We start from the raw sequence: 24,724 nt of genomic DNA, 5'->3' as shown, positions 1-24,724 counted from the left end.
GTAGGCCTCGTGATGGAGTGGGGCAGGTCGGGCACAAGGGCAAAAAAAGCTTCGCAAGGGGCAAAGTGGTGTTTCTTCGTGGGAATATAAATTTCCTTTTGGCGATTTATAGGCGAAATGAGGGCTAGCGGTCTAGCGGTTTGTGAAATTTTTTATCCTGACAGGAAAGTTTTTTTCGAGGCCTTTGCCGGGCTATGCTTGCTCCATGACACCACCCCCTCTGCGCCAACCTTGCCCTCCTGGTGCCTGCGACTGCGGCCGTGAACACTTGGTCGATCACCCGCAGGCGGCCCAGCGCATCCTCCTGCTGACCCGACAGGAAGAAAAGCGCCTGCTTGAACGCCTGGAAAACCTCAAGGACTTCGAGGACCTGCAACGCCTGCAGCAACGCCTGTACGAAAACCTCGGCATCCGCGTGCACATTGCCCCCGGCTACAACGAAGTGCGGACCATGCGCGGTATCGTCATTGAACTGGATGACCAGCCGGGTCTGTGCCGCAAGACCCGGCAGTCGATCCCGGCGGCAATTCGCCGCGGGCTGGAGCGCAACCCGCAGGTAGCCTTCCGTCTGCTCGATACCCACGACCTGCTGCGTGATGCCTGACCTTTGATTTCTGCACCGCTCCCACATGGGGCGCGCCAGTTGCTCTAATTTTTTCACCGCGTGCTACGTCTACTTGAAAGCCCCCTGCACCAGGCGTGCAGCGGCACTCATCATTCAAGGAGACAGGCAATGACTTCCGTTTTCGACCGCGACGATATCCAGTTCCTGGTAGTGGTCAACCACGAAGAGCAATACTCGATCTGGCCAGATTACAAAGCCATCCCCAACGGCTGGCGTGCCGTCGGCAAGAGCGGCTTGAAGAAGGAATGCCTGGCCTACATCGACGAGGTGTGGACCGACATGCGCCCGCTGAGCCTGCGTCAGAAAATGGCCGAAGCCGCCCAGTGACCGCGCTGAACCTGCTGTGCCTGCCGTACTCCGGGGCCAGCGCCATGGTCTACAACCGCTGGCGGCGCAAACTGCCCGCCTGGTTGCAAGTGCGCCCGGTGGAGCTGCCCGGGCGCGGCGCACGCATGGCCGAGCCGCTGCACACCGACATGCAAGTGCTGGCCCGGCAACTGGCCAGCGAGCAGCGCCTGGCGACGAGCGCCCCTTATGCGTTGCTCGGCCACAGCCTGGGTGCATTGCTGGCCTTCGAGCTGGCGCATGAGCTGCAGGCGCTGGGCTGCCCCGCGCCGCTGGCCCTGTTTGCCTGCGGTACGGCGGCACCCTCCCGGCGCGAAGACTACGACGGCAAGAACTGGGGCGAGCCCAAGAGCGACGCCGAGCTGATCCGCGAGTTGCGTGAGCTTCAGGGTACCCCTGAGGAAGTGCTGGCCAACGCCGAGCTGATGAGCCTGACCTTGCCTACCCTGCGCGCCGATTTTCTGCTTTGCGGCACATACGCCTACCGCCAGCGGGCGGCGTTGCAGTGCCCGCTGCACGTGCTGGGCGGGGCGGATGACCGGGCCAGCGACGAGCAATTGCAGGCCTGGCGCCAGGAAACCCAAGCCGAGTTCTCGCTGCAGATGTTTCCCGGTGGCCACTTCTTCATCCATGAGCAGGAGGACCACGTGCTTGGCGCGCTCACGGCTTCACTGGAACCGCTTCGGCTTTCTGCCTGATTGACGTCACCGCTTGCCTGGGGGAGGCTAGGCCTTTTCCCAGGCAAGGGGCGGACAATGCTGATCGATCCACACAAGGCCACGCTGCTGGTCGTCGACATCCAGGAAAAACTCATCGACGCCATGAGCGACCCTGAGGGTACTCGGGCACGGGCACGCTGGTTGTTGGCGGCGACCGCCGAGCTGGAGCTTCCGACGGTGATTTCCGAACAGTATCCCAAGGGCCTGGGGCATACCTTGGCGCCACTGCTGGCCGCAGCACCGGCAGCCGAAGTGGTGGAGAAAAGCCATTTTTCCTGTGTGGCTGCCGGTTGCCTGCCAGCGAGCCTGATGGCGCGTGAGCAGGTGATCGTGTGTGGTATGGAAACCCATGTCTGCGTGCTACAGACGGTGCTTGGCCTGCTGGCCTTGGGCAAGCAAGTGTTCGTGGTCGAGGATGCCTGCGACAGCCGTACCGCTGCCAGCAAGGCGGCGGGCCTGGCGCGCATGCGTGAGGCCGGGGCGCAGGTGGTGACCCGCGAGATGGTGTTGTTCGAATTGATGGGCAGCGCCGGCCACCCGCTGTTTCGCCACATCAGCAAAACCTACCTGGTCGGTGAACAGCCCTGAACGGCCGGTTACTGGCTGCCGGGTTGATGGCGCTGGCGCTGCTGCAAGGCTGTGCCGGGCGCCGTGAAGAAGCGCCCGAGGCGGACCCGGCCAAAGTCCGCGCCCAGCTGTTGCGGTTGCTGCCTGCGCAGGCCAAGGACCGCGAAGGCTGGGCCAAGGACATCCAAGTGGCGTTCGAGGCCCAGCGTATTACGCCGAGCAAAAGCAATTTGTGCGCTGTATTGGCGGTGACCGAGCAGGAATCCACTTTCACTGCCGACCCGCAGGTGCCCAACCTGGGGCGTATCGCCCGCGAGGAAATCGACCGCCGTGCCGGGCGCTTGCATATCCCCAGGCTACTGGTTGACGGTGCGCTCAAGGCGCCCTCCGGTAACGGCCAGAGCTACCAGCAGCGTTTGCAGGCGGTGCGCAGCGAGAAGCAACTGAGCGAGCTTTACGACGAGGTCATCGCCCGTGTACCGCTGGGCAAGACCTTGCTGGACGGGCTGAACCCGGTGCGCACCGGCGGGCCGATGCAGGTCAGCATCGACTTCGCCGAAAAGCATGCGCAGGCGTATCCCTACAGTCATGACGGCACGATTCGCCAGGAGGTGTTCACGCGGCGCGGCGGCATGTACTTCGGCATCGCCCACCTGTTGGGCTACCCCGCCAGTTACGAACGCCAGCTCTACCGTTTTGCCGATTTCAACGCGGGCTGGTACGCCAGCCGCAACGCGGCGTTCCAGGCCGCATTGGGCAAGGCGACCGGCGTGCCGCTTGCCTTGGACGGCGACCTGATTGCACCTGGGGCGATCATGCCAGGTGCCACCGAGCAAGCCGCAAGAAAGCTGGGGGCGAAGCTGGGGCTGCGTAACCCGCAGATTCGCAGCCAGCTGGAAGAGGGCGACAGCCTGGCGTTCGAGGACAGCAAGTTGTACAGCGGGGTGTTTGCCCTGGCAGATGCCAAGGCCGGTAAACCTGTGCCGCGGGCGGTATTGCCGGGGATCGAACTGAAGAGCCCCAAGATCACCCGCAAGTTGACCACGGCGTGGTTTGCCGGGCGGGTGGACGAGCGCTATCAGCGGTGCATGAAGCGTTAACTTTTCAGCTGACGCGATCCATTGTGGGAGCGGCCTTGCGTCGCGAAAGGGCCGCATAGCGGCCCCAGGGTTTCTGCGTTGATACAAAAATTGCGGGGCTGCTGTGCAGCCCTTTCGCGACGCAAGGCCGCTCCCACATTGACCACATCGGCCTGCTCGATCAGCTTTCGCCCAATGCCCCAACCACCTGGTCGACACTGGTCTTGAGCCCTGCAAACGCATCGTCAGGGTCACTCTCCACCACCACCAGCTTCGCCCCGGCGGCCTTGATCGCTTCGGCTACTGCGGCCTCCGGCTGGCGGTGGTCCAGCACCAGTGCTACATCCTGCGCTTTCAGGTTCTCCTCCAGCGCCTTGAGCGCGGCAGCATCCCATTCGGTCGGCAGCGGTTGCTCCACCACATCCAGGTTCAACCCGCTGGCCAGGTAACCCAACCGCTCGGACAGGCTCACCACCGTCAGGTTGTCGACCTTGGCCAGGCGTGTCTGGCTGCTGGCAGAAAGCTCCAGCAGCTGGCGCTTGAGCCCCGCCAGGTTGCCCTGGATCTTCGCTTTGTCACCCGGGGCCAGGCGCTCCAGGTCATTGGCCACCACATCGGCCATACGCCCGAGGTTGGTCGGGTTGAGCCAAGGGTAGGCGCCATAGGCATCATCACCGGAGACTGCAATCCCTGGCAGCGCACCATCCACCGGCCGTGCGGCATCGATTTCGACGATGCGGATGTTGCTGCGCCGGGCCATCGGGTACAGCGGGTCGTCACGCCAGATCGAACGCACACCGATTACCGCGTCGGCCTGTTGTGCGGCTTTTTCCAGGCTGGCGCCACCGCGCCCGCTGAAGTACGACGGCTGCCGGCTGGCCGGCAGGTTGGCCGGCGCCGCACGTTTTAGCTGTACCGCAGTGCCGTCGAGCAGGGCGCTGGCCAGGCTGTGGGTGACGGGCAGGGTGGTCAGCACTTGTGTGGCAAAAGACAGCGACGGCAGGCCGGCCAGGGCCAGCGCCAGGGTCAGGCGTTTCAGGTTCATGCCGGGTTTCCTTGCAGGCGAGGGACAAGGGCGCGGGCCAGGGCGGCCAGGGCAAAGCAGATGCCCGCGACCAGGATGATGGCGGCGCCTGACGGTACTGGCAGGTCGAACACGATCGGAAGCAGGATGCCAAACAGGGTGCTGACAGTGGCAATCACCACCGACAGGAAGAAAAAGCCCTTGAGCGACTGGCTGACAAGGCGAGCGGCGGCAGCGGGAATGACCAGCAGCGCGCCGACCAGGATGGCCCCGATCACCTTCACGGCGGCCACGGTCACCAAAGTCACCAGCACCACGAACAGGTAGTCCAGGGTTTTCACCGCTACCCCGCGCACAGCTGCCAGCTGTGGGTTGAAGCTGGCCAGCATGATGCGGTTGTACAGCGGCAGCGCCAAAGCCAGCACCAGGACCGCGACGATGCCCAACACCACCAGGTCCTGGCCGCTGACGGTCAGCACCGAGCCGAACAGCACGTTCTCGAGGATGTGCACGTTGATCTTGCCCGCCAGCATCAACAGCAGGCTGGCGCCCAGCGCCAGCGACACCGACAGGAACACGCCAATCAGGGTGTCCGGCGACAGCCCGGTACGGTTGCGCAGGAAATTGAGCAGGATGCCGAACAGCAGGCAGTAGCCGAACAGGCTGCCGTAAGGGCCGGTGTAGGGCTCGCCCAGCAGGATACCGATGGCCACCCCGGTCAGCGCGGCATGGCCCACTGCCTCGGAGAAGAAAGCGAAGCGCTTGACCACCACCAGGGTGCCCAGGCCGCCCAGCACCGGGCCGATCATCAGGCCGGCCAACAGGGCGTTGACCACGAAACCGTAGGCCAGCGCCTCGGGCAGGTAACCAGCGGTGGCCCAGTCCTGGACCAGTTGGCGAAATGCTTCAAAACTCATGGGGCAAGGCTCTCGCTACGCGGGTGAACAGAGAACAGGCCGAGCAGGCGCTCCGGGGTCAGGGCCTGGGCGGGGGGGGCGTCGAACAGCACCTTGCGGCTCAGGCCGGTTACCCGGTCAGCAAGGCGCAGCACCGCTTCCAGGTCGTGCTCGATCCACAGCACGGTGGTGCCCGCCTGGCGCCAGCCCTTGAGCAACTGCTCGAACACCTGGATACCGGCTTCATCGAGTGCCGACATGGGTTCGTCCAGCACCAGCAACTGCGGCTCGGGGATCAAGCCCTGGGCCAGCAGCACGCGCTGGCGCTCGCCCCCGGACAGCGCACCCATGCGCCGCTTGCGTTTGTCTAGCATGCCGACCTGCGCCAAGGCGGCGTCTATGGCCGGTTGCACCCGCCGCGACAGGCCGAGAAAGGCGGGGCGGCGCTGGCACATGGCGGCCATGAAGTCGTCCACGGTCATCGGCAGGCCGCGGTCGAACTCCAGGGCCTGCGGCACATAGCCGATCACCTCGCGTGCGCTTGGCCAATGCAGGGTCAACTGGCCCTGATGCGGCATCTGCCCGAGCAGGGTCTTGATCAGCGAGCTCTTGCCGCCGCCATTGGGGCCGACGATGGCATGCACGCTGCCGGCGGCCACAGTGAAAGCGACCTGTTCAAGGATGCGTGTGCGGCCTAGCGTCAGGTCGATGCCAGCGAACTCGATGCGTGGCCCGCAGGCCGTCAGCAGGTTGGCGGCGGCGGTCACGCGCGGTTCTCCTGAATGGCGCGGACCACGGTGTCGAGGTTGCGCTTCATTTCCACTTCGTACTTGTCCTTGGTGTATTCGCCATAGGAGATGTGCGTCAGCGGGTACAGGCGCACACCAGATTCACGCTGGATGGTTTCGACATAGGCCGACGGGAAGTCCATTTCCGAGAAGATCACCTTCACGTCCAGGGCTTTGAGCTGGTCGATGGTCTTTTTCAACTGGGCCGGGCTGGGTTCGATGCCGTGGGCCGGTTCGACCACGGCGGTCACCTCCAGGCCGAAGTCGCGGACCAGGTAATCGTAGGCGGCGTGGATGGTGGCCACCCGGAAGGTGGCGCTGGGGGCCTCGGTGACCTTGGCCAGGGCATCGGCACGCAGGGCGCGCAGGCGCTTGGCGTAGGCGCGGGCGTTTTGCGTGTAGAGCTTGGCGTTGTCCGGGTCGAGCTTGCCCAGTTCACGGGCGATGTTGTTGACCTGGGCGATGGTGGTGCTGATCGACAGGAAGGTGTGTGGGTTGACCACCTTGCCGGCGCCGCGGGCGGCAATACCGGTGGCCGCCAGCAATGGAACGTTCTGGTTGGCCTCGATGGTATTGATGCCGGGCTTTTCGCTGGCGGCGATCATGCGGTCGGCGAAGTCGTCGTGGCCCACGCCGTTGAGCACCACCACGTCCAGGGTGCCGATGCGCCTGATGTCCTCGGCCCGTGGCTCGTAGGCGTGGGGGTTGAAGCCCGCTGGAATCAGCGGCACCACTTCGGCCTTGTCGCCGACGATGTTGGTCACGTAGCTGTAGTAGGGGTGCAGGGTGATGCCGATGCGCAGCGGCTTGCCGTTATCGGCCAGGGCCGTTGCCGGCAGGGCAAGCGCCAGGAGCAGGGCGAGGGCGGAGCGGAACATGGGGAAGTCCTTGGGTTCAGTGACGGTGTTCGCGGGTAACCCCGGCGTCGTAGTGGCTGACCACCTGCTGCCAGCCAGCGGCAATCAGTGCCGCCTGGCCGAGGTCGTCCGGGGGCGTGGCGGCGCTGTCGCGGCGCAGCCAGACATCGGCCTGGCCAGTACTCTCGGCCGGCAGGATCAGCAGCAGGCTGCCGGCGACTTCAGGGGCCTGGCTGCGGCCCAGGTAGGCGCCGGGCTCCAGCCATGACCAGTGGTGGCCGCCACGGCTCTGGCTGCCTGCGTCGACCACGAAGGGCGGCAGGCCTTCTTCGGCCAGGGCCTGCACGCTAGGCACGGCAGCGTTTTCTTCACGCAGCAGCTGGATCTCGTCGAAGGCCACCCGCAGGTCGGTGTACAGGCCTTGCTCGGCGGCGGTGAGGTCGCGACGGGCGTCGATCTGGTGGCTGGCGATGGTCTGTTCGTCTTCGCGCTCGCCACGCAGCAGCACCACGCTGGCGGCGAGCAGCACGATCAGCAGGCTGATCAGCAGCACGTACAGGGTTTCGTGCCCGGCGCCGGCCGGGCGAATCACTTGGGCGCGGCTCATGGCTGGCCAATATCGGCGTAGTCGACTTCCACGACATGCCCTGGGCCGGCATCAAACAGCACGTAGAACTCGCCGTCCGGGCGCTTGAAGGTGAGTGTCGAGTCGTCGCCAAGCTTGCCGCCGACCAGCACCTGTTCGTCATAACCGATCACATCCAGGGTCACCCCGGGGGCACCGCTACCGTCCGAAAAACCGCCGGTGCACTTGACCTGGCCGCCGGCCGTTTCTTCGCATTCGCACATCGGGTTATGCGCCAGGGCGGGGCCGGCGGCCAGTACCAGCAAGGGCAGGGCGAGGGTTCGCATCAGCTGTTTCATTTCTTGCCTCCTTGTTTTTCGAGCCAGGCCACGGTGGCTGGCGATGCTTTGGCCAGGGGGACCGACGCCTGGTGCATGCTGCCGTCCCAGCCTTCCAGGGTGATCCAGATCTGTGCGTCAGGCTTGGTGCGGGGCGGGATGGGCAGGTTGGTGCCCATGCGATAAGGCGCACCAAAGAAGATCGTGCCGGCGGCACGCAGGCTGCGCGGTTTGCCAATGCGCAGGTAAACGGCCTTGACGTCATTGATGCAGGCCTTGCACAGCGCTGCGTTGAAGGATTTGAAATCGCCAGCGGGGCCGTCCGGGCGTGGTGCTTCGTCACGCAGTTCAGCCAAATCCAGGGTGTAGGGGCCTGCCTGGATACCGGTGATCACGTTGGCACCCAGCCCGGCGTCGCCACGGAACAGCTTTGCGTCGTTGAAATACTTGGGCATGAAGCCCAGCGGTACCAGGATCAGCAGGATGTTCAGGTGGAAACGCCACTTCAGCCACCACTGCTTCAGTGGGCTGGCGGGTACGGCCTGGGCGTGGCTCATGATTGGGTCTCCAGGGAGGTCTGGGCGCGTTCGGTACGGGGTGCGCGTTCGCTGCGCTTGAGGGCGGCGGCGGTGGCCTGCGCGGTGCGCTTGGTCCAGATCAGCAAACCGCTGAACACCATCAGGGTGAGTATCAGCCCGAAGAAGAACCAGATCAGCTTGATCGGCAGGCCGCCGAAGTCGCCGGTGTGCAAGGGGCGCATGGACTCGGTGACGAACTCCAGCGTGGAGCGGTCGCTGAGCAGGAACTGGCTGTCGACTTTGCGCGTGTAAGGATTGACTTCGGCGCTTTGGAACATCAGCGGATACCAGCCGCGCCCGCCCATTGAAACATGGCTGTAAGCGGTAGACGGCAACGAAACGAAGGTGATATCCAGGCCGGGAATGGCCAGGCCGGCGATGCGTGCCGCCTCATCGAGGTCAATGCGCGGGGCAGGGCTGCCATCTGGTGTTTGCGGCACTTCTTCGCGGGCGATCACCGGCACGATGGGCCGGCTGGAAATGGTGATGTGGTTGTCGAACAGGATTGCCTGGATCAGGAACCAGGTACCGGTGATGGAAATGACCGCGATGAACCAGATCGACCAGACGCCCGCCAGGCGATGCAGGTCGCCCCAGAAGATGCGCGAACCATGCCCCGTGCGTACCGGTTTGAAGAAGCCCTTCCAGAACTTCTTGTACACCACCAGCCCGGTTACCAGCGATGCCAGCATGGGCAAGCCAAGGATCGACACCAGGTACCAGCCCCAGCTGAAGCCGTTGGTGAACGGCACCAGCCACCAGCCGTGCAGGGCGCGGGTGAAGGCTTCGAAGTTGAAGTCGGGGGACTTGCCCTGGATGGCACCGGTGTACGGGTTGACGTACAGCGTCGGGCTGGTGCCGTCGGGGAAGGTGACATCGGCCGTGAGGGCAAAGTGTGAGCCGTCGGGCTGTATGAGCGAGTCCACGACCATGTCCGGTTCGGCTTTGTGCAGGGCGTCCAGCACTTGCTGGAAGCTAAGGCGCTCGGCGTCGGCATCGGGTTTGCTGGCGCGCACATCGGGGTTGGCGAGCCAGACGATTTCCTGGCTGACCACGGCGAGCATGCCGGTAAAGCAGACAATCAGCACAAAGAACCAGATCGGCAGGGCGAGCCAGCTATGGACCAGGAACCACAGCCTGGATTTGGATTTTTTCGGTGATTTGGCCATCAGACGGTCTTCTGCATTGGGTGGTCGAGCGTGTGCCCAACCAAAGAGGGCTGTACTGATAAGGACGAATGAGAATTGAAAACCTGCCGTTTTAAATGCAAGCAAATGTTTCTAAGCGCAAAGCCGGCCTGTGCGCGAGGCGTCAGGCCGGCTTTGAAGGCATGCAGCAGCGGGGTCAGGCGTGGGTCATGGCCACGGCCGGTTGCGGTTTGCCGTGCAACTGCGCCAGGTCCTGGTACAGCGCCCGGCCAATTTCCGCAGCGCGGGCGGGCAGCACCGAGAGCAGGGTGTCGCTCAGGCCGTGGCTGTTCTCGCAGAACCCTTGCAAGTAAACCGACGCCTGCAGGTCGGGGCTTGCCAGTACGCGGTAGTTGCGGTCAACACTGAAATCGTCCAGGTAACCGGCAAGCGGTGCCAGCAGGTCACGGTGCGAGCGGCGCTCGTAGCCGGTGGCGAGGATCACGGCGTCGTAGCGGTGGGTTTGCTGCTGGCCGGTGGCAAGGTCGCGCAGGGTCAGTTCCAGGCCGTCGCGGGTGGCCACCACGGCTTCGACCTGGCGGCGGCACAGCACGTTGTGACGGTGCTGGTGGGCGACCTTCTGCCGGTACAGGATGCCGTAGATGCGCTCGATCAGGTTAAGGTCGACCACCGAGTAGTTGGTGTTGTGGTATTCGCCCAGCAGTTTGCTGCGCTGGTCGGCCGGTTCGTTGTAGACCAGGTCGGTGTAGTCCGGTGAGAAGATTTCGTTGACGAACGGGCTGTCGTCGGCGGGTTTGAGGGCCGACCCACGCAGGATCATGTCGACCTTGACCGACGGGTAGCTGTCGTTCAGATCAATGAACGCCTCGGCGGCGCTTTGCCCCGACCCGATCACCGCGATGCGCATGGGTTTGCCGGCGGTGCACGGCAGCTTGTTGAGGCTGCTCAGGTATTGGGAGTGATGGAAAACCCGCGGGTCGTCCTTGAAGGCACCAAACTTTTCCGGGATTTTTGGCGTGCCGCCGCTGCCGACCACCACCGAGCGGGTGCGGCGGCTGTATTCGCGGCCTTGGGCGTCGCGTGAGACCAGGCGCAGGTGCTCGACCCGGCCGGCATTCACCTCTGGTTCGATGCGCAGCACTTCCTGGCCATATACCGCCTGGGTGGCGAAATGGTCGGCGGCCCAGCGCAGGTAGTCGTTGTACTCCAGGCGGCAGGGGTAGAAGGTGCCGAGGTTGATGAAGTCGGCCAGGCGCTGCTTCTGGTGCAGGTAGTTGACGAAGCTGTAGGGGCTGGTGGGGTTGCGCAACGACACCAGGTCCTTGAGGAACGAAATCTGCAGCTCGCTCTGGGTGGCAAGGGTTTCGCCGTGCCAGCGGTAGTCCTGCTGCTTGTCGATGAACAGCGCGTCGAGGGCATGGCCCTGGGACTCGGCGAGTTCTTCCAGGGCAATGGCCAAGGCCAGGTTGGAAGGGCCGAAGCCCACGCCGATCAGATCTTTGATGGTTTCCTGCTGTGAGGACTGGCTCATGGCTGCGATTCCCTGAATGGTCGAAATTGGACGCCCGCCGGCGCTCCGGCTCCTGCGCAAGTACATGTGTTGGAACGAGCCAGTCGCGGGGGAATTTAAGCGGGCTAAAGAACTGCCAGGGATGGCCGATAGGGTGGTTACGGCAAGGACCTATCTTTCAGCCAGGGAATCGAGATGAGCGCAATTACGGCTAGCAACCTCATGATCAATGGCGTTTCAGCGCAGACGCTGAGCGCCAACGCAGCCAACGAACGCGAACAGGCAAAGCAGGCCGGTGAGGCGCTGGGCCCCTTGAGCATCAGTAGCGACAGCATGAAAGTTTCAGCGGGTAGCCAGGCGCAACCTGCGGACAGTGAAGACAGTGGTGAGTCAGAGGCCGTATCCGAGCTGCGTCAGCTGATCAAGGATCTGCAGAAGCAACTGGTCGAGGAGCAGAAGCAGTTGGCTGCGCTGCAGAACAGCAAGATGGATGAAGCGGCCAAGGCCGCTGCGGTGGGCGCCAAGCAGGCAAGCATTGCCACTATCAACGGCCAGATCATGGCAGCCACGGCACAGCTGCTGGAGCTGTTGCAGCAAGAGGGTGGCAGCAGCTCGGGCGGGATGGTCAGCGCCACGGCCTGACTGCCTGGTGCAACGCCTGCAGGAGCGGCCTTGCGTCGCGATGGGCCGCTCCTGCACAGGTTCTGTGCAGCCCCAGGGGCATGCGGTTATTCGGCCGCTACACGCCCCTTGTTCTGCCGCTCGGTCTTGTACTGCATGGCCACTGCCGGTGCCGGCTTGGCGGCCCCGGTCTCCAGCCACTGACGCATGCGGCTGGCATCGGCAAAGTGGGTGTACTTGCCGAAGGCGTCGAGGATGACCATGGCCACCGGACGGTTATCCATGCGGGTCAGCAGCACCAGGCAGTGCCCTGCTTCGTTGGTGAAGCCGGTCTTGGTCAGCTTGATGTCCCAGTTGCTCTTGTTCACCAGGTGGTCGGTGTTACGGAAGCCCAGGGTGTAGTTGGGCTTGCGGAAGGCCACAGTCTTCTCACGCGTGGTCGACAGCTCGCTCAGCATCGGGTATTTGCGCGAGGCCATCAGCAGTTTGGCCAGGTCGCGTGCGGTGGACACGTTCTGCGTCGACAGGCCGGTCGGCTCAACGTAGCGGGTATGCGCCATGCCCAGGCTGCGGGCCTTGGCATTCATCGCCTTGATGAACGCCGGGTAGCCGCCGGGGTAGGCGTTGGCCAGGCTGTTGGCCGCACGGTTTTCCGACGACATGAGGGTGATCAGCAGGGTCTCGCGGCGATCGAGTTGGCTGCCCAGGCGTACGCGGGAATACACGCCTTTCATTTCCGGGTTGTTGGCAATGGTCATGGTGAGCATTTCATCCATGGGCAGCTTGGCATCCAGTACCACCATCGCCGTCATCAGCTTGGTGACCGAGGCGATCGGCACCACGCGGTCGGCGTGGCTCGAATACAACTCCTGGTTGGTATTCAGGTCGATCAGCAAGGCGCTGCCTGAAGCCAGATGCAACTTGGACGGATCTCGTTGGGCTTGGGCCGGGGGTTGTGCAGCAGCAGTCGACGGAAGGGTCGCGGTACCTGTGAGCAACAGCAGCAGGCTGAGGATGGACAGGGATTTTTTCACGTTGAGGCTCACTAAAAGTTGGTATGTCGTTGGCTGTGCAAGGGTTTTCCCCCTAAAACCGATGCATTCTGGAGTATGGCTGAATTGCTGTCGAATGCCTTATGACTAAAGGGCGCAAGGTGAACGAAATTTAATCCTGCGCCGATGCTGTACCCATTACGTTCTTTTCCAGTTTCGCCAGTTCCGCCCAATCGTTGGCAGAATTCAACCACTTAGCGTAGGTCGAGAGAAGCACCTGCACCGAGTACCCAAGCTGCCCAGCAATAAACGCTGGATTCATCCCCGACATGAGGCACATCGTGACATATGTGTGCCGGCAATTGTACTGAGGCCTGTGCCTGAGCCCCTTTGCCTCTAGCGCCTGGTTGAAGTGCCTGCCGCCGGTTTCGGGCACGGTGATGTGTGGTGATGAGCCAGAAGGCTGGAAGATGAATGGCGACTTCGTCGAGACGCGAATATCGCCGCTGTCGCCCGAGGCGAGGTAGCCACCCGCGCCGCCATTGTGCTCTCCGAGCTGCTCTCACGGGCTGATGAACGAGCGGGAGAGTTGGCGCAGGCTTATGACCGGGCACGCATAGCCGGTCATCAGTGCGAAGCGTCCTATGACGCACTCGGGCGAAAATAACCATCTGAGACTTCAGCCTCTCAAGATATTGAGAAATGCGACGTACCTGGCGATAATGGCGAATTAATCTCATACACTTGCAATGGACTGCGCGCGTGGAAAAATTCTACGGAATACAATATTTGAGAGGCATTGCAGCTGGGCTGGTTATCATCTACCATTCCATGGTGATGATTGCTGTAGCACCATACTTCGATAACCCGGTGGGTGATTTTGGTGTAGATATATTCTTTGTTATATCCGGGTTCGTAATGTGGGTAACCACAGAGGGTAAGAATAAAGGTATAAGAGAGTTTTGGGTTTCGCGGATATTGAGAGTGGCGCCGTTATACTGGGTGTTCACCTGTGTGCTTGTCGCTGCCGCGCTATTAATGCCAAGCTTGTTTTTCAACTCCCGCGCAGTCGATCCAGTATTCCTGCTTAAGTCACTGTTTTTCATTCCCGCCCTAAACCCAGATGTGGGTGATGTCACGCCTGTATACACCATTGGGTGGACCCTCACATATGAGATGTTCTTTTACGCGATATTCGGTCTCTCCTTAGCATTGCAAAACCTAAGAATGAGACTTCTGTTCTTGGCTGCAGTTATAGTTGCACTTGCTATTGTTGGGTCTGCTTTGGCTCCAGAAGGGCCATTGGGCAAAACCTACACAAGCCCGATCATCATTGAATTTCTGCTTGGCGTCTTGCTAGGGGTCACCAGGCAGCGCTGGGTGGGTATCGGTTTTTTGCCGACAAGTCTATTGGTTGGGGCTAGTAGTGTGGCGCTGGTATTAGCTGATTTCACCCTATTCACTCGGCCTTTAGTATATGGCGTCCCGGCGTTTTTCTTAGTCGCAGGATTTATCTCGATTGAGAAGTACATTCGGTCAAATATCAATAGGGTCGCTCTGTTGTTTGGGGAGGCATCTTATTCACTGTATTTGTCGCATCCAATTTCTCAACGAATCTGGTATGTGCTATTTGTAACGACGTTTGGGCAGATAACCAGCCTTGCGATGGCAGTCTGGTACGCGGTAGGCGCTGTGACTGCTGGGCTGCTAGGCGGAATTGTATGCTACCTTCTTGTAGAGAAATATCTGCTGACGCTGGCAAAAATTATTTCACGCTCGTCCCTTAAGGCCGGCACGGCTATTGAAGTGCAGCGCTAGCGTGATCACACCATTAGGCTGCTTGCTGGTTTTTTCTTTGAAGCAGCCTAATCTTGGCTCTGGAGGTTTCACGCTTGAATGGGGCTTCAACGTTGGTTACTGACCAAACCTTTCCATATCATTCCTGCTTGGAGCTTAGGCATGGATGAGCGGACTTTCATCGGGATGGTTGAGGCCGGCGAGCCGCTGATTCAGAAGGCGATCGACGCCATGCGCTGTTACCACCAGACGCAGGATCATGGCGCGCCTGCAGAGGAGATCGAGCACCTGCGCCTGCTGGCTGAGTCGCTCTTCCAGGCGGTCTCCGATTACAAGCTCCACGTCGTGGCCAAGGCCCGGGGCAAGGATCTGCCGCCGCTCCACTCAGCTGGCTTTATCAACTCAGCTCCCTGTTTGCGTACATTCCTCACGACTGAGCCCAACCGATACCACTCGAACACGTCGGATAGCCCCTCGTCCAAAGTTGAGGGTTATTTGCTCGGCATGTGTGTTCGATGTAGTCAGGTTAGGCACGCTCCAGCAAGACTGGGAAAAGTACGCCGGATGTCGACCATGCTGTTGGAAATATTGGCTGTAAAGACCCCACCCTACGGAGGGGTGGGGCTCTACCTTTACGATAAATACAGCTTTTTAGCTGAGGCGCGCAGTTCTGGTGAGGCGGATTTAAGATATTTCTCCAAATTGAGAGGTCGTTTTGCTTCGCGCTCTTTCTGAACCTGTTCAATAATGGCGTTGCGATATTCTTGTGGGATTCCGATCAACTTAAGAGATTGATCGATTTGGAGATTGCTTGGGATGTTGCTGTAGTCAAGCAGGGACGTCTGTGCGTAATAGGCAATAGCATTTGTTGCTATATCTGAGATGCCTGAGCTTTCGAAATTGTAGGTCCACAGGCAATAGTCAATGCGTACGGGAACGTATGTTTCTTCGATGCCTTTATCTGGATCTGCTGCATGTCCATCGAGTGCGATTAAATAGAGCTTTTTGTTGCTTGATGCACCTGATGAGTTACCAATTAATGTGTCTAGTGCAGTACCTATCAAGCCGGTTAAGGCATCGCGCCATTTAGCTTCCGGACTATGTAATAGACTGTCGACAGCATTCTTGATGCCTGCCGACGGTCCAGAAGATGACATTACATGAGTCCCCTCGTCCTGCATAATGTAGAGGCCTGGAGGGATCTGGGTGGGCGATCCAGACTTAGCGTCAGACTTAGATTTGGCAATGTCGTCTTCAACGAGTCGTTTTATTTCTGAAAGTTTTGTTTGAGCGAGTACATCTAACATCTGCAAAGAAGCTTTCACTTCTTTAGCTTTTTCGTCAGCGTGATTCTCTAAAGCCCTAATAGCGTTTTGAACAATTCCCATTGTTAGCTCCTTGCTTACGTTATCCCTGGGGAGAGCTCTTGAAAAAAAATCAAGAATCAAAATATCTAGCACAAAACTGGAAATCTGCCAGCTGCAGCCCGAAAGCACTTTCGAAAAATGTGGGCTAATGGGTCCTAACCTTGTGCTTGGAACGTAGCCGCCTGGTGACGAGAGGGGCTGGAAGGCCCGTAAATACGGGCCTCCGTAACTTTCTAGAACCCGCCAAAATCCAAAAAACACCTCTGGAGTATGGCTGAATTGCTGTCGAATGCCTTATGACTAAAGGGCGCAAGTTGAACGAAATTTAATCCTGCGCCGCGTGAAAGGCGTATCAGGATGCGATCAGATAGGCCGCCAGGCCCTTGGCAATTCGCCACGGCTTCCAGATTGAAAGGTGATCGAACAGTCGGCTGTAGTTGCCCGCCAGCCCTGCAACCGCAAGGTAGACAAACCACTTTCGCAGCACCCTGGAGAACTTTCTTTTGATGAGTCGCAACAATCGGCACACCTTGAACCATGGCCCTGTCGCAAAAACGAAAAAGCCCAACATGGTGTTGGGCCTCAGCGCCACTCCTCAACGCAGGAATGACAGGAAGGGGAAATTTACGGCACGGCCATATGATACCGCAAGCCTTTTAGAGCCCCTGTTTCATGGGCGGGGCTGCTCTCTAGCCTTCGGGAAGCGTAATGCCGCACACGAACTCACTCGAGCCAAGGCGATGTGAACCGTACTCCACAACATAACCAGCGCCGAGGCGCGCTGCCTCCACCTGGGCTGTCTTCTGGTCGGCATAGACGTCGACAAAATGCCATGGATGCTTGTCCCGAAGCACACCCCAGCCGAGCACCCAGCCCTCCTTGTCGGGGTCTGGAGGCAGGTTTTTCGCCAGGCTGCGTATAACCATCAATCTGCTCGCAATATGGGGAACTGCTCTGCGGGATTGCGTGACTCGGCGTTCATCAACCCGCACGCAGTCGCAGCCTCGGATTTGTTGATATAGCCGCGCTTGAGTCGTTGTTTCTCCTGGTTGTCATAGATATCGAAGCCGCCCGAAGCGGTCGCGGCGTAGAACCGGTTGCCGATGCGGAAGGATTCACCTTCCACTGGCACAGCAGGAACGATAACGAATCTTGGTTGCATGTTTCGCGCCTCCCCAGGCAGAGAGGTAATTATTAGTCTGAGAGCGGGCAGGCAACAATATGACTCATCGAGACTAATCACTGGCGTGGCGTGTCACGCGCGTCAACCATGCGCTTTTGGTCAGTTGGCATCCCGATGCAATCTGTGATGGGGCGGGGCATCGGGATGCTTTGCCGGCTAATGTCGCTCAGCGATGAATCAGCGAGAGTTCGCTGATGATGCAGACCGAGCCGTCGTCGGCCGGTGTTGCGTCGGTATAGTCAACCTGGTTGTAGATGCCGCCGTGGAACTCGAACAGCTGCGAAGACCAGGTGCTGTCGAGCTGTAGATCGCCGGACGTGCCGGATACCCCGTTGCATTTGGCTGTTACATTGACCACGCCTGCAGACGTGGTGTGGAGGCTCACGTCGAACCTGCCCCCCAGCGGCACACCTTTGAGTACTGTCGAGTTTACCGGGTCGGTCTGGTTGTAGGTCCGCCGAAACCCCAGGGTAATGTTGCCTTTGTTCCAGAACACCTTCACCGGCGGGCTGTCATCCCCGCGCACGTGCATCTGGGCGATCACCACCTTTTGCGCCGCGTTGACCTTGGTCAGCGTCATGGTCTGGCGATTCCAGTGGTCCTGGGCGCTTCCCAGTGTCCAGTCTTCTGTTTCTGTCCATTCGCAGCGGGTCCTGTGGGTACTTTTGCTCGAAGCGCCCTTGGTGGGGGCTGAAAGCTGGATTGACCCATCGCTGAGGACCTTCACCACACTCGGGAACCGGGCGATCGCTTCAGCACCGCTGAGTTCGAGTGCTACAGGGTTGCTTGGGGAGACCGCCACCGGGGTGGCGATGGTGAGATCGTTGATGTCTACGGTCATGGTAACTCCTGACGAAAAGGGCCTGAATGACGAAGCGTTCCAGCAGCTTTGCGGTGGCTTGCGCAACGAAATTAGCCTTGGGCTAAATTCAAGTCAATAGCCATTGGCTAAATAAATTTCGCTATAGGCAAAATTGCCTGGAGGCGAAATTTTCCGGTGGCAGGGGTTTACGGTGGATTTGGCGGTGAGATAAGCTTTCCCTGAATACTGTACAAACATACAGATATCAGGATGAGAATATGTTCAAGCACGTGAACGCAGCCCCCCGGCAGTGCCAGGGAATGACCGGAGTAGAGCGGCTTAGCCTGCGGGTGTCGTCGATGATCAACCACCCGCTGGCGCAGACGCAGCGCTGGGTGGTTGTGCACCGGCTGGATACCGACGGTGATGCGGAATGGGACGAGGTGATGGGCCTGCTGCTGGAGACGCCCGAGTTGAACCTTACCTTCAACGATGACCAGAGCGTGACGGTGCGCTGGGCGCGCACCAGCGTGCAAGCACGTGACGACTTCAGCGTCGAGCAGTACAACGAGGAGGTGATGGAGGAGGCGCCGCCATTTTGAGCCTCAGCAAACGCCCGTCTTAAGAGGCGGGCTTCGTTTTACACAAGGTGGGCATTCCACACCAGTAGGACCCTGGCCTGGATGTAGGTCTCTTCTCGGCGGATCATGCGGTCCTTGTGCCGCGAATTGTCGGAGATCATCTCGAAATGGTCCTCATCAGCAATCTGCAGTCGCTTGATGTAAATATGGTCGCCCCAGGAGAAAAAGTAGATGCCATCGCCGACGAACTCGCGGATGCTGACATCGACGATCAGCGGGTCGCGGTGCTTGATGGTCGGCTCCATCGACTGGCCCCAGCCCGTTACCATCTTCAGGTGATGGTGCTCCGTGAACGTCACACCCAGTTCGCGCAGATGGCTGGGGCTGACGCGGACGTCTGTGAACATCTCGGGGTAGTCGTGAGGGATCTGGCCACCGCCCATGGCAGCCCGCACATCGTAGTGAGCAATCCACACTTCGTCGCCGACCAAGCCAGGGCGAACACGGTCAGCCTTTAGCAGCGTGGCATTCTGCGGTTCTTCTGCAGCGGCCAGCAACCTTTGGCGGGTTTCTTCAGGGATGCCTCTGCCGCTTCTGGCAAGCATCTGCTTGACCAGGTCGGCTGCCGAAAGTTTACCGTCGCCGGCTTCGACCGAAGGCTGCCCAGGGTCGCCTGCCGACAGTGCGTCGAACCAACCCCGAGGCAAACCTTCGATGCCCTCGATTCGGCGGGCCACGTCATCGCCCAGGTTTTTCACGGTCTTGTCGGAAAGGATCTGGCTGAGGTGTGCAGGCGCCATCCCCCAGCGTTCTGCGCAGGATCCCTTTCTCTGGCTGCCGATGAGCTTGACCAGGTTGTGCTTGCGAATGTCGTAGATGTCCATAGGGCGAAGCATGCCAGTGTTTAGCTTGCTGCTAAATGTGCGCATAGCTAAATTTCTCTTGTGGCAAAGTTAGCTGTAGGCTAAATTAAATTCACCAGCAAGGGAAGCCAGCGAGACATTTTTCTCCGGGGCTCATGGCATCATCATCTGTAATGAGGTTCACATGGATCCGACCGACTTCGGCCCGGGCACAGTCACTTGGCTGAGCGGCACGGGCACTGTGTTACTGGGTGCAGGTCTGTGGCTGCGCAAGTGGTTATCCAGGGATGCAACCGAGCGTGCGATGGACAGTGCAGATATTGCAGTCATCCGCCGACTGACCGACCTGCTGGACATTGAGCGCGATGCCCGCAGAGAGGCAGAGGCCAAAGCCGACCAGTTCGCCAGGGAACGCAACGAGCTGGTGATAAGCGTCGGCCGGCTACAGGGCAAAGTCCTGGCACTGACCAGCCAGTTGGCCATGGCTACAAAAAACACTGGCCCGAAAAAACTGTAGGAGCGAGCTTGCTCGCGATGCGCCCCCCACACAGTACCGGCCAGGCGTTTCGGCAAAAAAAAGCCCGCCAGATCGGCGGGCCATAAAGGGCGTAGGGAGCAACGCACAACAAATTCGGGTCAGGCGACCAGGGTGCCTGGTTGCAACTGTTCAACCAGGGCCTGCGCCGCAGCAAGGGTCGGCATCGGGCCGCTTACGGCTTCGCCGTTGCGCACCAGGTACCAGCATGCCAGCCGGCCCTGTTCACGCAGTGAAGTGGGAACGGCGCTGCCGACAACGGACATGATCTGGATAGTGGCCATGTGGACCTCCTGTGAAACATGGCCCTACCATACGCAGCAGCCTGGGCACTTTGAAATCAACTTCCTCGATAGTGGTCATTAGTTCTATCAACCATTACCAGCGTGGCGGTCCGTAATACACCGGTGGCGGGCCGTAGTAGGTGCGGTAGCCCGGGGGCGGTGGTGCCGGTGCGTAGTACGGCTGGTAGTACACCGGTTGCGGCGGCGGTTGCACGTACACCGGCGGCGGCCCGTAATAGACCGGCTGGCGTTCAACGTACACAGTACGGTCACGCCCGCCATAAACCGTTGCCCCGACCACGGCGCCGACCACTGCCGCACCCAGGACCGGGCCCGGTCCATACCAGCCACCGCCGCCATGGCCACCGTGAGCAGCAGCGGGCCCGCTGATGGCCAAGGCCCCGACCAGCAGGGCGATTCCGGGAATGTGACGGATCATGGAGCACCTCGCAGAGAAAGCCCACGTTCGGGGGCCTTGATAATATGACTCCAGTCTCTGTCAGCTGAGCACAGGGGAACGGTAAAGGTTGTGTAAGGGACGACCAGTGGTCGCCTCTGTTACGCTGCACAAACGTTTCAGTTCTGACACAGGAGCAGGTTATGTCGACAACTCCCAGCAGGGATACCGTGCTGTGCATCTCCTTGGCCGGCCGCCCCGGCACCTTTGGCGTGCGTTTTCACAACCACCTGTACCAGCAGCTGGGCCTGGACTTTTACTACAAGGCCATGCGCACCGATGACCTGCCGGCGGCGGTGGCGGGTATCCGCGCCTTGGGTATCCGCGGCTGCGGCGTGTCCATGCCGTACAAGGAGGCCTGTATGGCGCTGGTCGATGAAATCGACCCGTCGGCGGCGGCCATCGAGTCGGTCAATACCTTGGTCAATACCGGTGGCCACCTGAAGGCCTACAACACCGATTACCTGGCCGTGCGCCAGTTGTTGGCGCAGCATCAGGTCGATCCGGGCACCGCCTTTGCCCTGCGTGGCAGTGGTGGCATGGCCAAGGCCGTGGCCAGTGCCCTGCGTGATGCAGGCTTTGCCGAAGGCATCATCGTTGCGCGCAACGAGCAGGCCGGTCGGCAACTGGCAGATGTGTGTGGTTATCGCTGGCTGGCTGAGTTGGGCGACATCTGCCCGCCGATGCTGGTGAACGTGACGCCGATCGGTATGGCTGGCGGGCCGGAGGCAGAGGTGCTGGCGTTTTCTGAGCATGCCATAGCGGCGGCCGAGCGGGTGTTCGATGTGGTGGCGATGCCGGCGCAGACGCCGTTGATTCGCCGGGCGCAGGCGTTGGGCAAGCCGGTGATTACCGGGCTGGAGGTCATTGCGCTGCAAGCGCTGGAGCAGTTTGTGCTGTACACGGGTATCAGGCCGACGCGGGCGCAGGTGGATGCCGCAGTGGCTTACGCCCGGGAGGGCTAGTTACTCCTGTGCTGGCCCCTTCGCGGCTAAAGCCGCTCCCACAGGTACAGCAAAGCATCTGAAATCTGTGGATTACCTGTGGGAGCGGCTTTAGCCGCGAAGGGGCCAGTACAAACCTTGGAAGGGTCAGAACAGCTTGTGCCCGTCATCCAGCTGCTGGTCGACCAGTGCGCGGCCGTGGGCCAGCGACACATGCTGCGCGTTCTCCAGGTCGGAGAAAAACTTCATCGGCATCGACATGCGCTTGCTGGTGTGCCCGTCGGGCGCGGTAATCAGGCAGCCGGCGGCGTAGGGCAGGGGGGAGTCGGGGTGGGGCATCACGCTGGCGGTGATGGTGTGCTCGCGGTATTCACAGTGAAGAGATTGCATCGTCCTTACCTCGCTGTGGCATGTGAAGCCGTTACCTTCATATACCACAGCAAGGGGCCGGGAGTTCCCGGCCCGACGAGCGAACAGCGATGAATGCTTAGCCTTTGAGCTCGGTCGGCTGGATCACTTCTACCCAGTAACCGTCCGGGTCCTTGACGAAGGCCAGGTGGTTCATGCGCCCGTCCTGCAGGCGTTTCTGGAACGGCACATCCAGTGCTTCAAAGCGCGCACAGGCGGCGCGCACGTCCGGCACCGAAATGCAGATGTGGCCAAACCCGCGCGGGTCGGTATTGCCGTTGTGGTAGGCAAACTCAGCATCGTTTTCGGTGCCGTGGTTGTGGGTCAGCTCCAGTACGCCAGGGATCGACTTCATCCACTGGTGGCGTGCAGCGTCATCAGCGGGAATCTGCGCCGGGTCGACCAGGGCAAGGAAGTACAGGCTGAAGGCGGCTTCAGGGAAGTCACGCTTGTCCACCACGCGGAAACCCAGTACCCGGGTGTAGAAGTCCAGCGACTTCTCGATATCCTTGACGCGCAACATGGTGTGGTTGAAGACGAAGTGGGCGGTAGCGGCATCCGGTTGGGCGGTGACGCCAGGCAGGGTGTGCAGATCGTGCAGGCTCATGGGAACTCCTGAGACGGGGCCGGGCGCAGGGCACCGGCAAAACAGACAGGCTGGCCATGATACGGAAGTGCGCCGATTGCGCAAATGAAAGCGCCCTGCACGGGGCAGGGCGCTGGAATTAGAGGCCCGCATGTGCGGGCGCGTGGGGTCGCTAGTCCTTTAGCTGTCTCGATATTGAGCCAGCCCTTGTGAAAAAAGTGTGAAGTGTGCGTTGACGTTTCATCAGCGTACCCAACTTTCCACCGTGGCGCCCCCATACTGTTCTTTCCAGGCCTTGAGGCCGCGGTGGTTGCCGCCCTTGGTCTCGATCCGCTCGCCGGTGTGCGGGTTTTGATAAACCTTTACCACGCGTGGGCGGCGCTGTTGCTTGGGCGCTGGGCCGCTAGTCTTGGCTACCGCCTTGGGATCGAGGATGGCGATGATATCGCGCAGGCTCTTGTCATAGCTTTTCATCAGGCCGACTAGTTTCTGCTCGAATTCGATTTCGCGTTTGAGGCCGGCATCCTTTTTCAATGCCTCCAGTTGCGCCATCTGCTCCTGGAGCGCTTTTTCGGCAGCACGAAACTCTGCAAGTCTGGACACTGTAATCACTCCTGTACGTCGGTCGTGGCAGGGCGTGACGAACATTAAAACTACATAAAACGCCAGCCACGCAGGTGGGGTCTGCTGTTCGCTGATAGTGAGTGTAGACATTCATCGGGACTGGGTAAACAGCAAACTTTTGTAAGTAAGGCGGGAACTTTCCTAGTTTTGCGCGCGCTATTTCACGGTTTTTTTGCCGTTCCCCAGCGGTTCGTCTAGACCATGGTCCAATGGCGCGCGCCAGCGCCGTTGCGCGATCATTTCAGATGATGGCCGTTGATTGTTCGGCCTTGTCGCAGTGCCGTGGCCAGTTCGTGCCGCAGTGTGTATCCCGCCTTTGATTCTGGATGTGTCTTCGCATGTTTGCCCCTTTCCCCCTCGCCCCTGGGCGCCGTGTTGCCGGCCTGTTCCTCTTGTGTGCCGGCGTCAACGCCCAGGCCACCGGATTTCTTGAAGACAGCAGTGCCAAGGTCGAAGCACGCAATGTTTATTTCAACCGGGATTTTCGTGATGGCCAAAGCGGTTCCCGCCAAGGCGCTTCCAAGCGGGAAGAATGGGCGCAAGGTTTCATCCTTAATGTGCAGTCGGGTTATACCCAAGGGCCGGTCGGTTTTGGCGTAGATGCGCTGGGCATGTTCGGCTTCAAACTGGACTCGAGTCCGGCAGACAGTAACAGTGGCCTGCTGCCTTCTTCCGGTCATGACCCGCGGCACTCGGTTGACCAATATGCAAAGATGGGCCTGGCGGCCAAGGTCAAGGTGTCCAAGAGCGTGCTCAAATACGGCTCGATGATGCCTGATGTGCCATTGCTCAAATACAACGACGGCCGCTTGCTGCCCACCCTGTTCCATGGCGCCATGCTCACTTCTGAAGAAGTGCGCGACTTGAAGTTCACCCTGGCCCGCCTGGACAAATACACCGCGCGGGATTCCACTGACCGCCAGGACATCCGCGTGCACTGCAAGAACAAGCGCTATGCCTGCGATATCGAAGCTGACCACTTTGACCTGGCCGGTGTCGACTACCGCTTCAACGAGCGAATCAGCGCCCAGTACCAGGTGGCCAAGCTGGAAAATATTTACCGCCAGCACTTCCTCGGCCTGGTGGCCAGCCAGCCGTTGGCGTTGGGCAGCCTGTCGGCCGACCTGCGCCTGATCAAGAGTGATGACATTGGCAATGCCCGCGCCGGTGCAATCGACCATCGCGCCTTCAGCGGCATGCTCGGCTACAGCCTGGGTGGCCACAAGATCAGTGCCGGCTGGCAGCGGATGTATGGCGACAGCGCCATGCCGTACCTGGATGGCAGCAACCCGTATCTGGTCAACTATGCTCAGGTCAACGATTTCGCCGCCGCTCAGGAGCGTTCCTGGCAGGTGCGTTATGACTATGACTTCAAGGCGCTGGGTGTGCCCGGCCTGACCTTCTTCACCCGCTACATCAATGGCGACAATATCAAGGTGCCGGGCAGCAGGGCCGAAGGCAAGGAATGGGAACGCGACACCGAGTTCAAGTACCAGGTGCAAAGTGGCACTTTCAAGGATGTCAGCGTGCGCCTGCGTAATTCCACTTACCGTAGCAATTATGAAAAGTGGGCGCGTGACATGGATGAAACACGGGTGATTGTCAGCTACAACTTCTCGGTCTTCTAAGCGGGCGTTTTGC

Annotated in this window: 33 protein-coding genes and 2 pseudogenes; 13 read left to right on the top strand and 22 right to left on the bottom strand. The window is 60.3% G+C overall.

All coding sequences use genetic code 11. The features are described from left to right. Positions 1-205 precede the first annotated feature (205 nt). The 5 genes from LU684_RS15210 to LU684_RS15190 all read left to right on the top strand — a co-directional run bounded on the left by LU684_RS15210 (position 206) and on the right by LU684_RS15190 (position 3,356). On the top strand, positions 206-604 hold the full coding sequence (locus LU684_RS15210) for a hypothetical protein (protein WP_016487663.1): 399 nt from the start codon (positions 206-208) through the stop codon (positions 602-604). A gap of 129 nt (positions 605-733) precedes the next feature. Next, a complete protein-coding gene (locus LU684_RS15205; protein WP_232894788.1) occupies positions 734-952 on the top strand; it encodes an MbtH family protein in 219 nt (72 codons plus the stop codon). After that, positions 949-1,668 carry a thioesterase II family protein gene (locus LU684_RS15200; protein WP_232894787.1) on the top strand — a complete coding sequence of 240 codons (720 nt, stop codon included), beginning with the start codon at positions 949-951 and terminating at the stop codon, positions 1,666-1,668. Before LU684_RS15205 ends, LU684_RS15200 begins: the two co-directional genes overlap by 4 nt. Before the next feature lie 57 nt (positions 1,669-1,725). Next, positions 1,726-2,277 (top strand): hydrolase, encoded by a 552-nt coding sequence (locus LU684_RS15195; protein WP_016487660.1) that lies wholly within the window; start codon positions 1,726-1,728, stop codon positions 2,275-2,277. Between the two features lie 26 nt (positions 2,278-2,303). Next, complete coding sequence (locus LU684_RS15190) at positions 2,304-3,356, top strand: DUF1615 domain-containing protein (protein ID WP_023048682.1); 1,053 nt, start codon at positions 2,304-2,306, stop codon at positions 3,354-3,356. A 160-nt stretch (positions 3,357-3,516) separates the two neighbouring features. Here LU684_RS15190 and LU684_RS15185 read toward each other — a convergent pair whose 3' ends face one another. From LU684_RS15185 to LU684_RS15145, 9 genes are all read right to left on the bottom strand, one after another. Beyond that, on the bottom strand, positions 3,517-4,380 hold the full coding sequence (locus LU684_RS15185) for a metal ABC transporter solute-binding protein, Zn/Mn family (protein ID WP_096426225.1): 864 nt from the start codon (positions 4,378-4,380) through the stop codon (positions 3,517-3,519). Beyond that, complete coding sequence (locus LU684_RS15180; protein WP_016487657.1) at positions 4,377-5,276, bottom strand: metal ABC transporter permease; 900 nt, start codon at positions 5,274-5,276, stop codon at positions 4,377-4,379. Before LU684_RS15180 ends, LU684_RS15185 begins: the two co-directional genes overlap by 4 nt. Continuing rightward, the gene (locus tag LU684_RS15175) at positions 5,273-6,022 is read right to left on the bottom strand and encodes a metal ABC transporter ATP-binding protein (RefSeq protein ID WP_023048684.1); all 750 of its coding nucleotides are present in this window, start codon (positions 6,020-6,022) and stop codon (positions 5,273-5,275) included. The genes LU684_RS15180 and LU684_RS15175 overlap by 4 nt, the downstream gene beginning before the upstream one ends. Next, the gene (locus tag LU684_RS15170) at positions 6,019-6,921 is read right to left on the bottom strand and encodes a metal ABC transporter substrate-binding protein (protein ID WP_016487655.1); all 903 of its coding nucleotides are present in this window, start codon (positions 6,919-6,921) and stop codon (positions 6,019-6,021) included. The genes LU684_RS15175 and LU684_RS15170 overlap by 4 nt, the downstream gene beginning before the upstream one ends. Positions 6,922-6,937: 16 nt before the next feature. Continuing rightward, complete coding sequence (locus LU684_RS15165; protein WP_060517297.1) at positions 6,938-7,507, bottom strand: DUF6162 family protein; 570 nt, start codon at positions 7,505-7,507, stop codon at positions 6,938-6,940. After that, positions 7,504-7,824 carry a hypothetical protein gene (locus tag LU684_RS15160; protein WP_016487653.1) on the bottom strand — a complete coding sequence of 107 codons (321 nt, stop codon included), beginning with the start codon at positions 7,822-7,824 and terminating at the stop codon, positions 7,504-7,506. Before LU684_RS15160 ends, LU684_RS15165 begins: the two co-directional genes overlap by 4 nt. Next, positions 7,821-8,360 carry a hypothetical protein gene (locus LU684_RS15155; RefSeq protein ID WP_016487652.1) on the bottom strand — a complete coding sequence of 180 codons (540 nt, stop codon included), beginning with the start codon at positions 8,358-8,360 and terminating at the stop codon, positions 7,821-7,823. Before LU684_RS15155 ends, LU684_RS15160 begins: the two co-directional genes overlap by 4 nt. Then, on the bottom strand, positions 8,357-9,550 hold the full coding sequence (locus LU684_RS15150; protein WP_016487651.1) for a PepSY-associated TM helix domain-containing protein: 1,194 nt from the start codon (positions 9,548-9,550) through the stop codon (positions 8,357-8,359). The genes LU684_RS15155 and LU684_RS15150 overlap by 4 nt, the downstream gene beginning before the upstream one ends. 175 nt (positions 9,551-9,725) lie before the next feature. Next, positions 9,726-11,060 (bottom strand): lysine N(6)-hydroxylase/L-ornithine N(5)-oxygenase family protein, encoded by a 1,335-nt coding sequence (locus LU684_RS15145; RefSeq protein WP_016487650.1) that lies wholly within the window; start codon positions 11,058-11,060, stop codon positions 9,726-9,728. Between the two features lie 174 nt (positions 11,061-11,234). Between LU684_RS15145 and LU684_RS15140 the strand changes: the two genes are divergently transcribed. Beyond that, entirely contained in the window at positions 11,235-11,681 is a 447-nt protein-coding gene (locus LU684_RS15140; RefSeq protein WP_016487649.1) for a hypothetical protein, read from the top strand. An 86-nt stretch (positions 11,682-11,767) separates the two neighbouring features. Here LU684_RS15140 and pbpG read toward each other — a convergent pair whose 3' ends face one another. Together pbpG and LU684_RS15130 are read right to left on the bottom strand one after the other, a co-directional pair. Further along, a complete protein-coding gene (gene pbpG / locus LU684_RS15135) occupies positions 11,768-12,694 on the bottom strand; it encodes a D-alanyl-D-alanine endopeptidase (RefSeq protein ID WP_016487648.1) in 927 nt (308 codons plus the stop codon). 130 nt (positions 12,695-12,824) lie between these two features. Continuing rightward, positions 12,825-12,983, bottom strand: a complete 159-nt coding sequence (locus LU684_RS15130) for an integrase (protein WP_232894786.1) — start codon at positions 12,981-12,983, stop codon at positions 12,825-12,827. Positions 12,984-13,154: 171 nt separating this feature from the next. Here LU684_RS15130 and LU684_RS15125 point away from each other — a divergent pair. The 3 genes and pseudogenes from LU684_RS15125 to LU684_RS15115 all read left to right on the top strand — a co-directional run. After that, positions 13,155-13,319, top strand: a pseudogene (locus LU684_RS15125) (DUF2514 family protein); the annotation flags it as partial. Positions 13,320-13,414: 95 nt separating this feature from the next. Then, a complete protein-coding gene (locus LU684_RS15120) occupies positions 13,415-14,470 on the top strand; it encodes an acyltransferase family protein (RefSeq protein ID WP_023048810.1) in 1,056 nt (351 codons plus the stop codon). Positions 14,471-14,611: 141 nt separating this feature from the next. Then, a pseudogene (locus LU684_RS15115) lies at positions 14,612-14,833 on the top strand (hypothetical protein); the annotation flags it as partial. Positions 14,834-15,081: 248 nt separating this feature from the next. On the opposite strand, the gene LU684_RS15110 reads toward LU684_RS15115, so the two are convergent. The 5 genes from LU684_RS15110 to LU684_RS15090 form a co-directional block, all read right to left on the bottom strand. Beyond that, on the bottom strand, positions 15,082-15,837 hold the full coding sequence (locus LU684_RS15110; protein WP_143499755.1) for a hypothetical protein: 756 nt from the start codon (positions 15,835-15,837) through the stop codon (positions 15,082-15,084). A 331-nt stretch (positions 15,838-16,168) separates the two neighbouring features. Further along, positions 16,169-16,336, bottom strand: coding sequence for a hypothetical protein (locus LU684_RS15105; RefSeq protein WP_156343155.1), 168 nt, complete (start codon positions 16,334-16,336; stop codon positions 16,169-16,171). Between the two features lie 169 nt (positions 16,337-16,505). Then, positions 16,506-16,742, bottom strand: a complete 237-nt coding sequence (locus tag LU684_RS15100; protein WP_016487643.1) for a hypothetical protein — start codon at positions 16,740-16,742, stop codon at positions 16,506-16,508. After that, positions 16,742-16,978 carry a hypothetical protein gene (locus LU684_RS15095; RefSeq protein ID WP_016487642.1) on the bottom strand — a complete coding sequence of 79 codons (237 nt, stop codon included), beginning with the start codon at positions 16,976-16,978 and terminating at the stop codon, positions 16,742-16,744. Before LU684_RS15095 ends, LU684_RS15100 begins: the two co-directional genes overlap by 1 nt. A gap of 187 nt (positions 16,979-17,165) precedes the next feature. Next, positions 17,166-17,840: a polysaccharide lyase family 7 protein gene (locus tag LU684_RS15090; RefSeq protein ID WP_023048808.1), complete on the bottom strand. Its 675-nt coding sequence runs from the start codon at positions 17,838-17,840 to the stop codon at positions 17,166-17,168. Between the two features lie 239 nt (positions 17,841-18,079). Between LU684_RS15090 and LU684_RS15085 the strand changes: the two genes are divergently transcribed. Beyond that, positions 18,080-18,403 carry a DUF1654 domain-containing protein gene (locus LU684_RS15085; protein ID WP_016487640.1) on the top strand — a complete coding sequence of 108 codons (324 nt, stop codon included), beginning with the start codon at positions 18,080-18,082 and terminating at the stop codon, positions 18,401-18,403. A 38-nt stretch (positions 18,404-18,441) separates the two neighbouring features. Here the strand turns inward: LU684_RS15085 and LU684_RS15080 are convergent, their stop codons facing one another. Next, on the bottom strand, positions 18,442-19,266 hold the full coding sequence (locus tag LU684_RS15080; protein ID WP_016487639.1) for a S24 family peptidase: 825 nt from the start codon (positions 19,264-19,266) through the stop codon (positions 18,442-18,444). Between the two features lie 163 nt (positions 19,267-19,429). Here LU684_RS15080 and LU684_RS15075 point away from each other — a divergent pair, with 163 nt between their 5' ends. Further along, positions 19,430-19,762 carry a chemotaxis protein gene (locus LU684_RS15075; protein WP_023048806.1) on the top strand — a complete coding sequence of 111 codons (333 nt, stop codon included), beginning with the start codon at positions 19,430-19,432 and terminating at the stop codon, positions 19,760-19,762. Between the two features lie 119 nt (positions 19,763-19,881). On the opposite strand, the gene LU684_RS15070 is transcribed toward LU684_RS15075, so the two are convergent. Both LU684_RS15070 and LU684_RS15065 read right to left on the bottom strand, forming a co-directional pair. Further along, on the bottom strand, positions 19,882-20,064 hold the full coding sequence (locus LU684_RS15070) for a hypothetical protein (RefSeq protein ID WP_016487637.1): 183 nt from the start codon (positions 20,062-20,064) through the stop codon (positions 19,882-19,884). Between the two features lie 94 nt (positions 20,065-20,158). Next, a complete protein-coding gene (locus tag LU684_RS15065; protein WP_016487636.1) occupies positions 20,159-20,503 on the bottom strand; it encodes a hypothetical protein in 345 nt (114 codons plus the stop codon). Between the two features lie 161 nt (positions 20,504-20,664). On the opposite strand from LU684_RS15065, the gene LU684_RS15060 reads away from it, so the two are divergent. Further along, positions 20,665-21,486: a shikimate 5-dehydrogenase gene (locus LU684_RS15060; RefSeq protein ID WP_016487635.1), complete on the top strand. Its 822-nt coding sequence runs from the start codon at positions 20,665-20,667 to the stop codon at positions 21,484-21,486. A 126-nt stretch (positions 21,487-21,612) separates the two neighbouring features. On the opposite strand, the gene LU684_RS15055 is transcribed toward LU684_RS15060, so the two are convergent. From LU684_RS15055 to LU684_RS15045, 3 genes are all read right to left on the bottom strand, one after another. Continuing rightward, a complete protein-coding gene (locus LU684_RS15055) occupies positions 21,613-21,855 on the bottom strand; it encodes a hypothetical protein (RefSeq protein ID WP_023048590.1) in 243 nt (80 codons plus the stop codon). A gap of 97 nt (positions 21,856-21,952) precedes the next feature. After that, positions 21,953-22,480, bottom strand: a complete 528-nt coding sequence (gloA, locus tag LU684_RS15050; protein WP_023048589.1) for a lactoylglutathione lyase — start codon at positions 22,478-22,480, stop codon at positions 21,953-21,955. A gap of 222 nt (positions 22,481-22,702) precedes the next feature. Further along, a complete protein-coding gene (locus tag LU684_RS15045) occupies positions 22,703-23,062 on the bottom strand; it encodes a histone-like nucleoid-structuring protein, MvaT/MvaU family (RefSeq protein WP_016487632.1) in 360 nt (119 codons plus the stop codon). Positions 23,063-23,421: 359 nt separating this feature from the next. Here LU684_RS15045 and LU684_RS15040 point away from each other — a divergent pair, with 359 nt between their 5' ends. Then, a complete protein-coding gene (locus LU684_RS15040; protein WP_197888453.1) occupies positions 23,422-24,711 on the top strand; it encodes an OprD family porin in 1,290 nt (429 codons plus the stop codon). Positions 24,712-24,724: the final 13 nt, after the last annotated feature.

The sequence above is a fragment of the Pseudomonas sp. NMI542_15 genome, from assembly GCF_021283425.1.
Taxonomy (GTDB): Bacteria; Pseudomonadota; Gammaproteobacteria; order Pseudomonadales; family Pseudomonadaceae; genus Aquipseudomonas; species Aquipseudomonas fortuita.
Note: the sequence above shows the minus strand (reverse complement) of the source record. Positions and strands in the feature narration are given on the sequence as shown.

Excerpts from the sequence above, each read along its gene's own strand:
- gloA (WP_023048589.1), bottom strand. The coding sequence starts at position 22,480 with ATGAGCCTGCACGATCTGCACACCCTGCCTGGCGTCACCGCCCAACCG.
- LU684_RS15140 (WP_016487649.1), top strand. The coding sequence starts at position 11,235 with ATGAGCGCAATTACGGCTAGCAACCTCATGATCAATGGCGTTTCAGCG.
- LU684_RS15090 (WP_023048808.1), bottom strand. The coding sequence starts at position 17,840 with ATGACCGTAGACATCAACGATCTCACCATCGCCACCCCGGTGGCGGTC.
- LU684_RS15185 (WP_096426225.1), bottom strand. The coding sequence starts at position 4,380 with ATGAACCTGAAACGCCTGACCCTGGCGCTGGCCCTGGCCGGCCTGCCG.
- LU684_RS15190 (WP_023048682.1), top strand. The coding sequence starts at position 2,304 with ATGGCGCTGGCGCTGCTGCAAGGCTGTGCCGGGCGCCGTGAAGAAGCG.
- LU684_RS15110 (WP_143499755.1), bottom strand. The coding sequence starts at position 15,837 with ATGGGAATTGTTCAAAACGCTATTAGGGCTTTAGAGAATCACGCTGAC.
- LU684_RS15130 (WP_232894786.1), bottom strand. The coding sequence starts at position 12,983 with ATGTCGGGGATGAATCCAGCGTTTATTGCTGGGCAGCTTGGGTACTCG.
- LU684_RS15155 (WP_016487652.1), bottom strand. The coding sequence starts at position 8,360 with ATGAGCCACGCCCAGGCCGTACCCGCCAGCCCACTGAAGCAGTGGTGG.
- LU684_RS15070 (WP_016487637.1), bottom strand. The coding sequence starts at position 20,064 with ATGGCCACTATCCAGATCATGTCCGTTGTCGGCAGCGCCGTTCCCACT.
- LU684_RS15145 (WP_016487650.1), bottom strand. The coding sequence starts at position 11,060 with ATGAGCCAGTCCTCACAGCAGGAAACCATCAAAGATCTGATCGGCGTG.
- LU684_RS15095 (WP_016487642.1), bottom strand. The coding sequence starts at position 16,978 with ATGCAACCAAGATTCGTTATCGTTCCTGCTGTGCCAGTGGAAGGTGAA.
- LU684_RS15075 (WP_023048806.1), top strand. The coding sequence starts at position 19,430 with ATGGATCCGACCGACTTCGGCCCGGGCACAGTCACTTGGCTGAGCGGC.
- LU684_RS15205 (WP_232894788.1), top strand. The coding sequence starts at position 734 with ATGACTTCCGTTTTCGACCGCGACGATATCCAGTTCCTGGTAGTGGTC.
- LU684_RS15180 (WP_016487657.1), bottom strand. The coding sequence starts at position 5,276 with ATGAGTTTTGAAGCATTTCGCCAACTGGTCCAGGACTGGGCCACCGCT.
- LU684_RS15080 (WP_016487639.1), bottom strand. The coding sequence starts at position 19,266 with ATGGACATCTACGACATTCGCAAGCACAACCTGGTCAAGCTCATCGGC.
- LU684_RS15040 (WP_197888453.1), top strand. The coding sequence starts at position 23,422 with ATGTTTGCCCCTTTCCCCCTCGCCCCTGGGCGCCGTGTTGCCGGCCTG.
- LU684_RS15065 (WP_016487636.1), bottom strand. The coding sequence starts at position 20,503 with ATGATCCGTCACATTCCCGGAATCGCCCTGCTGGTCGGGGCCTTGGCC.
- LU684_RS15060 (WP_016487635.1), top strand. The coding sequence starts at position 20,665 with ATGTCGACAACTCCCAGCAGGGATACCGTGCTGTGCATCTCCTTGGCC.
- LU684_RS15170 (WP_016487655.1), bottom strand. The coding sequence starts at position 6,921 with ATGTTCCGCTCCGCCCTCGCCCTGCTCCTGGCGCTTGCCCTGCCGGCA.
- LU684_RS15150 (WP_016487651.1), bottom strand. The coding sequence starts at position 9,550 with ATGGCCAAATCACCGAAAAAATCCAAATCCAGGCTGTGGTTCCTGGTC.
- LU684_RS15160 (WP_016487653.1), bottom strand. The coding sequence starts at position 7,824 with ATGAAACAGCTGATGCGAACCCTCGCCCTGCCCTTGCTGGTACTGGCC.
- LU684_RS15085 (WP_016487640.1), top strand. The coding sequence starts at position 18,080 with ATGTTCAAGCACGTGAACGCAGCCCCCCGGCAGTGCCAGGGAATGACC.
- LU684_RS15210 (WP_016487663.1), top strand. The coding sequence starts at position 206 with ATGACACCACCCCCTCTGCGCCAACCTTGCCCTCCTGGTGCCTGCGAC.
- LU684_RS15055 (WP_023048590.1), bottom strand. The coding sequence starts at position 21,855 with ATGCAATCTCTTCACTGTGAATACCGCGAGCACACCATCACCGCCAGC.
- LU684_RS15195 (WP_016487660.1), top strand. The coding sequence starts at position 1,726 with ATGCTGATCGATCCACACAAGGCCACGCTGCTGGTCGTCGACATCCAG.
- LU684_RS15165 (WP_060517297.1), bottom strand. The coding sequence starts at position 7,507 with ATGAGCCGCGCCCAAGTGATTCGCCCGGCCGGCGCCGGGCACGAAACC.
- LU684_RS15100 (WP_016487643.1), bottom strand. The coding sequence starts at position 16,742 with ATGGTTATACGCAGCCTGGCGAAAAACCTGCCTCCAGACCCCGACAAG.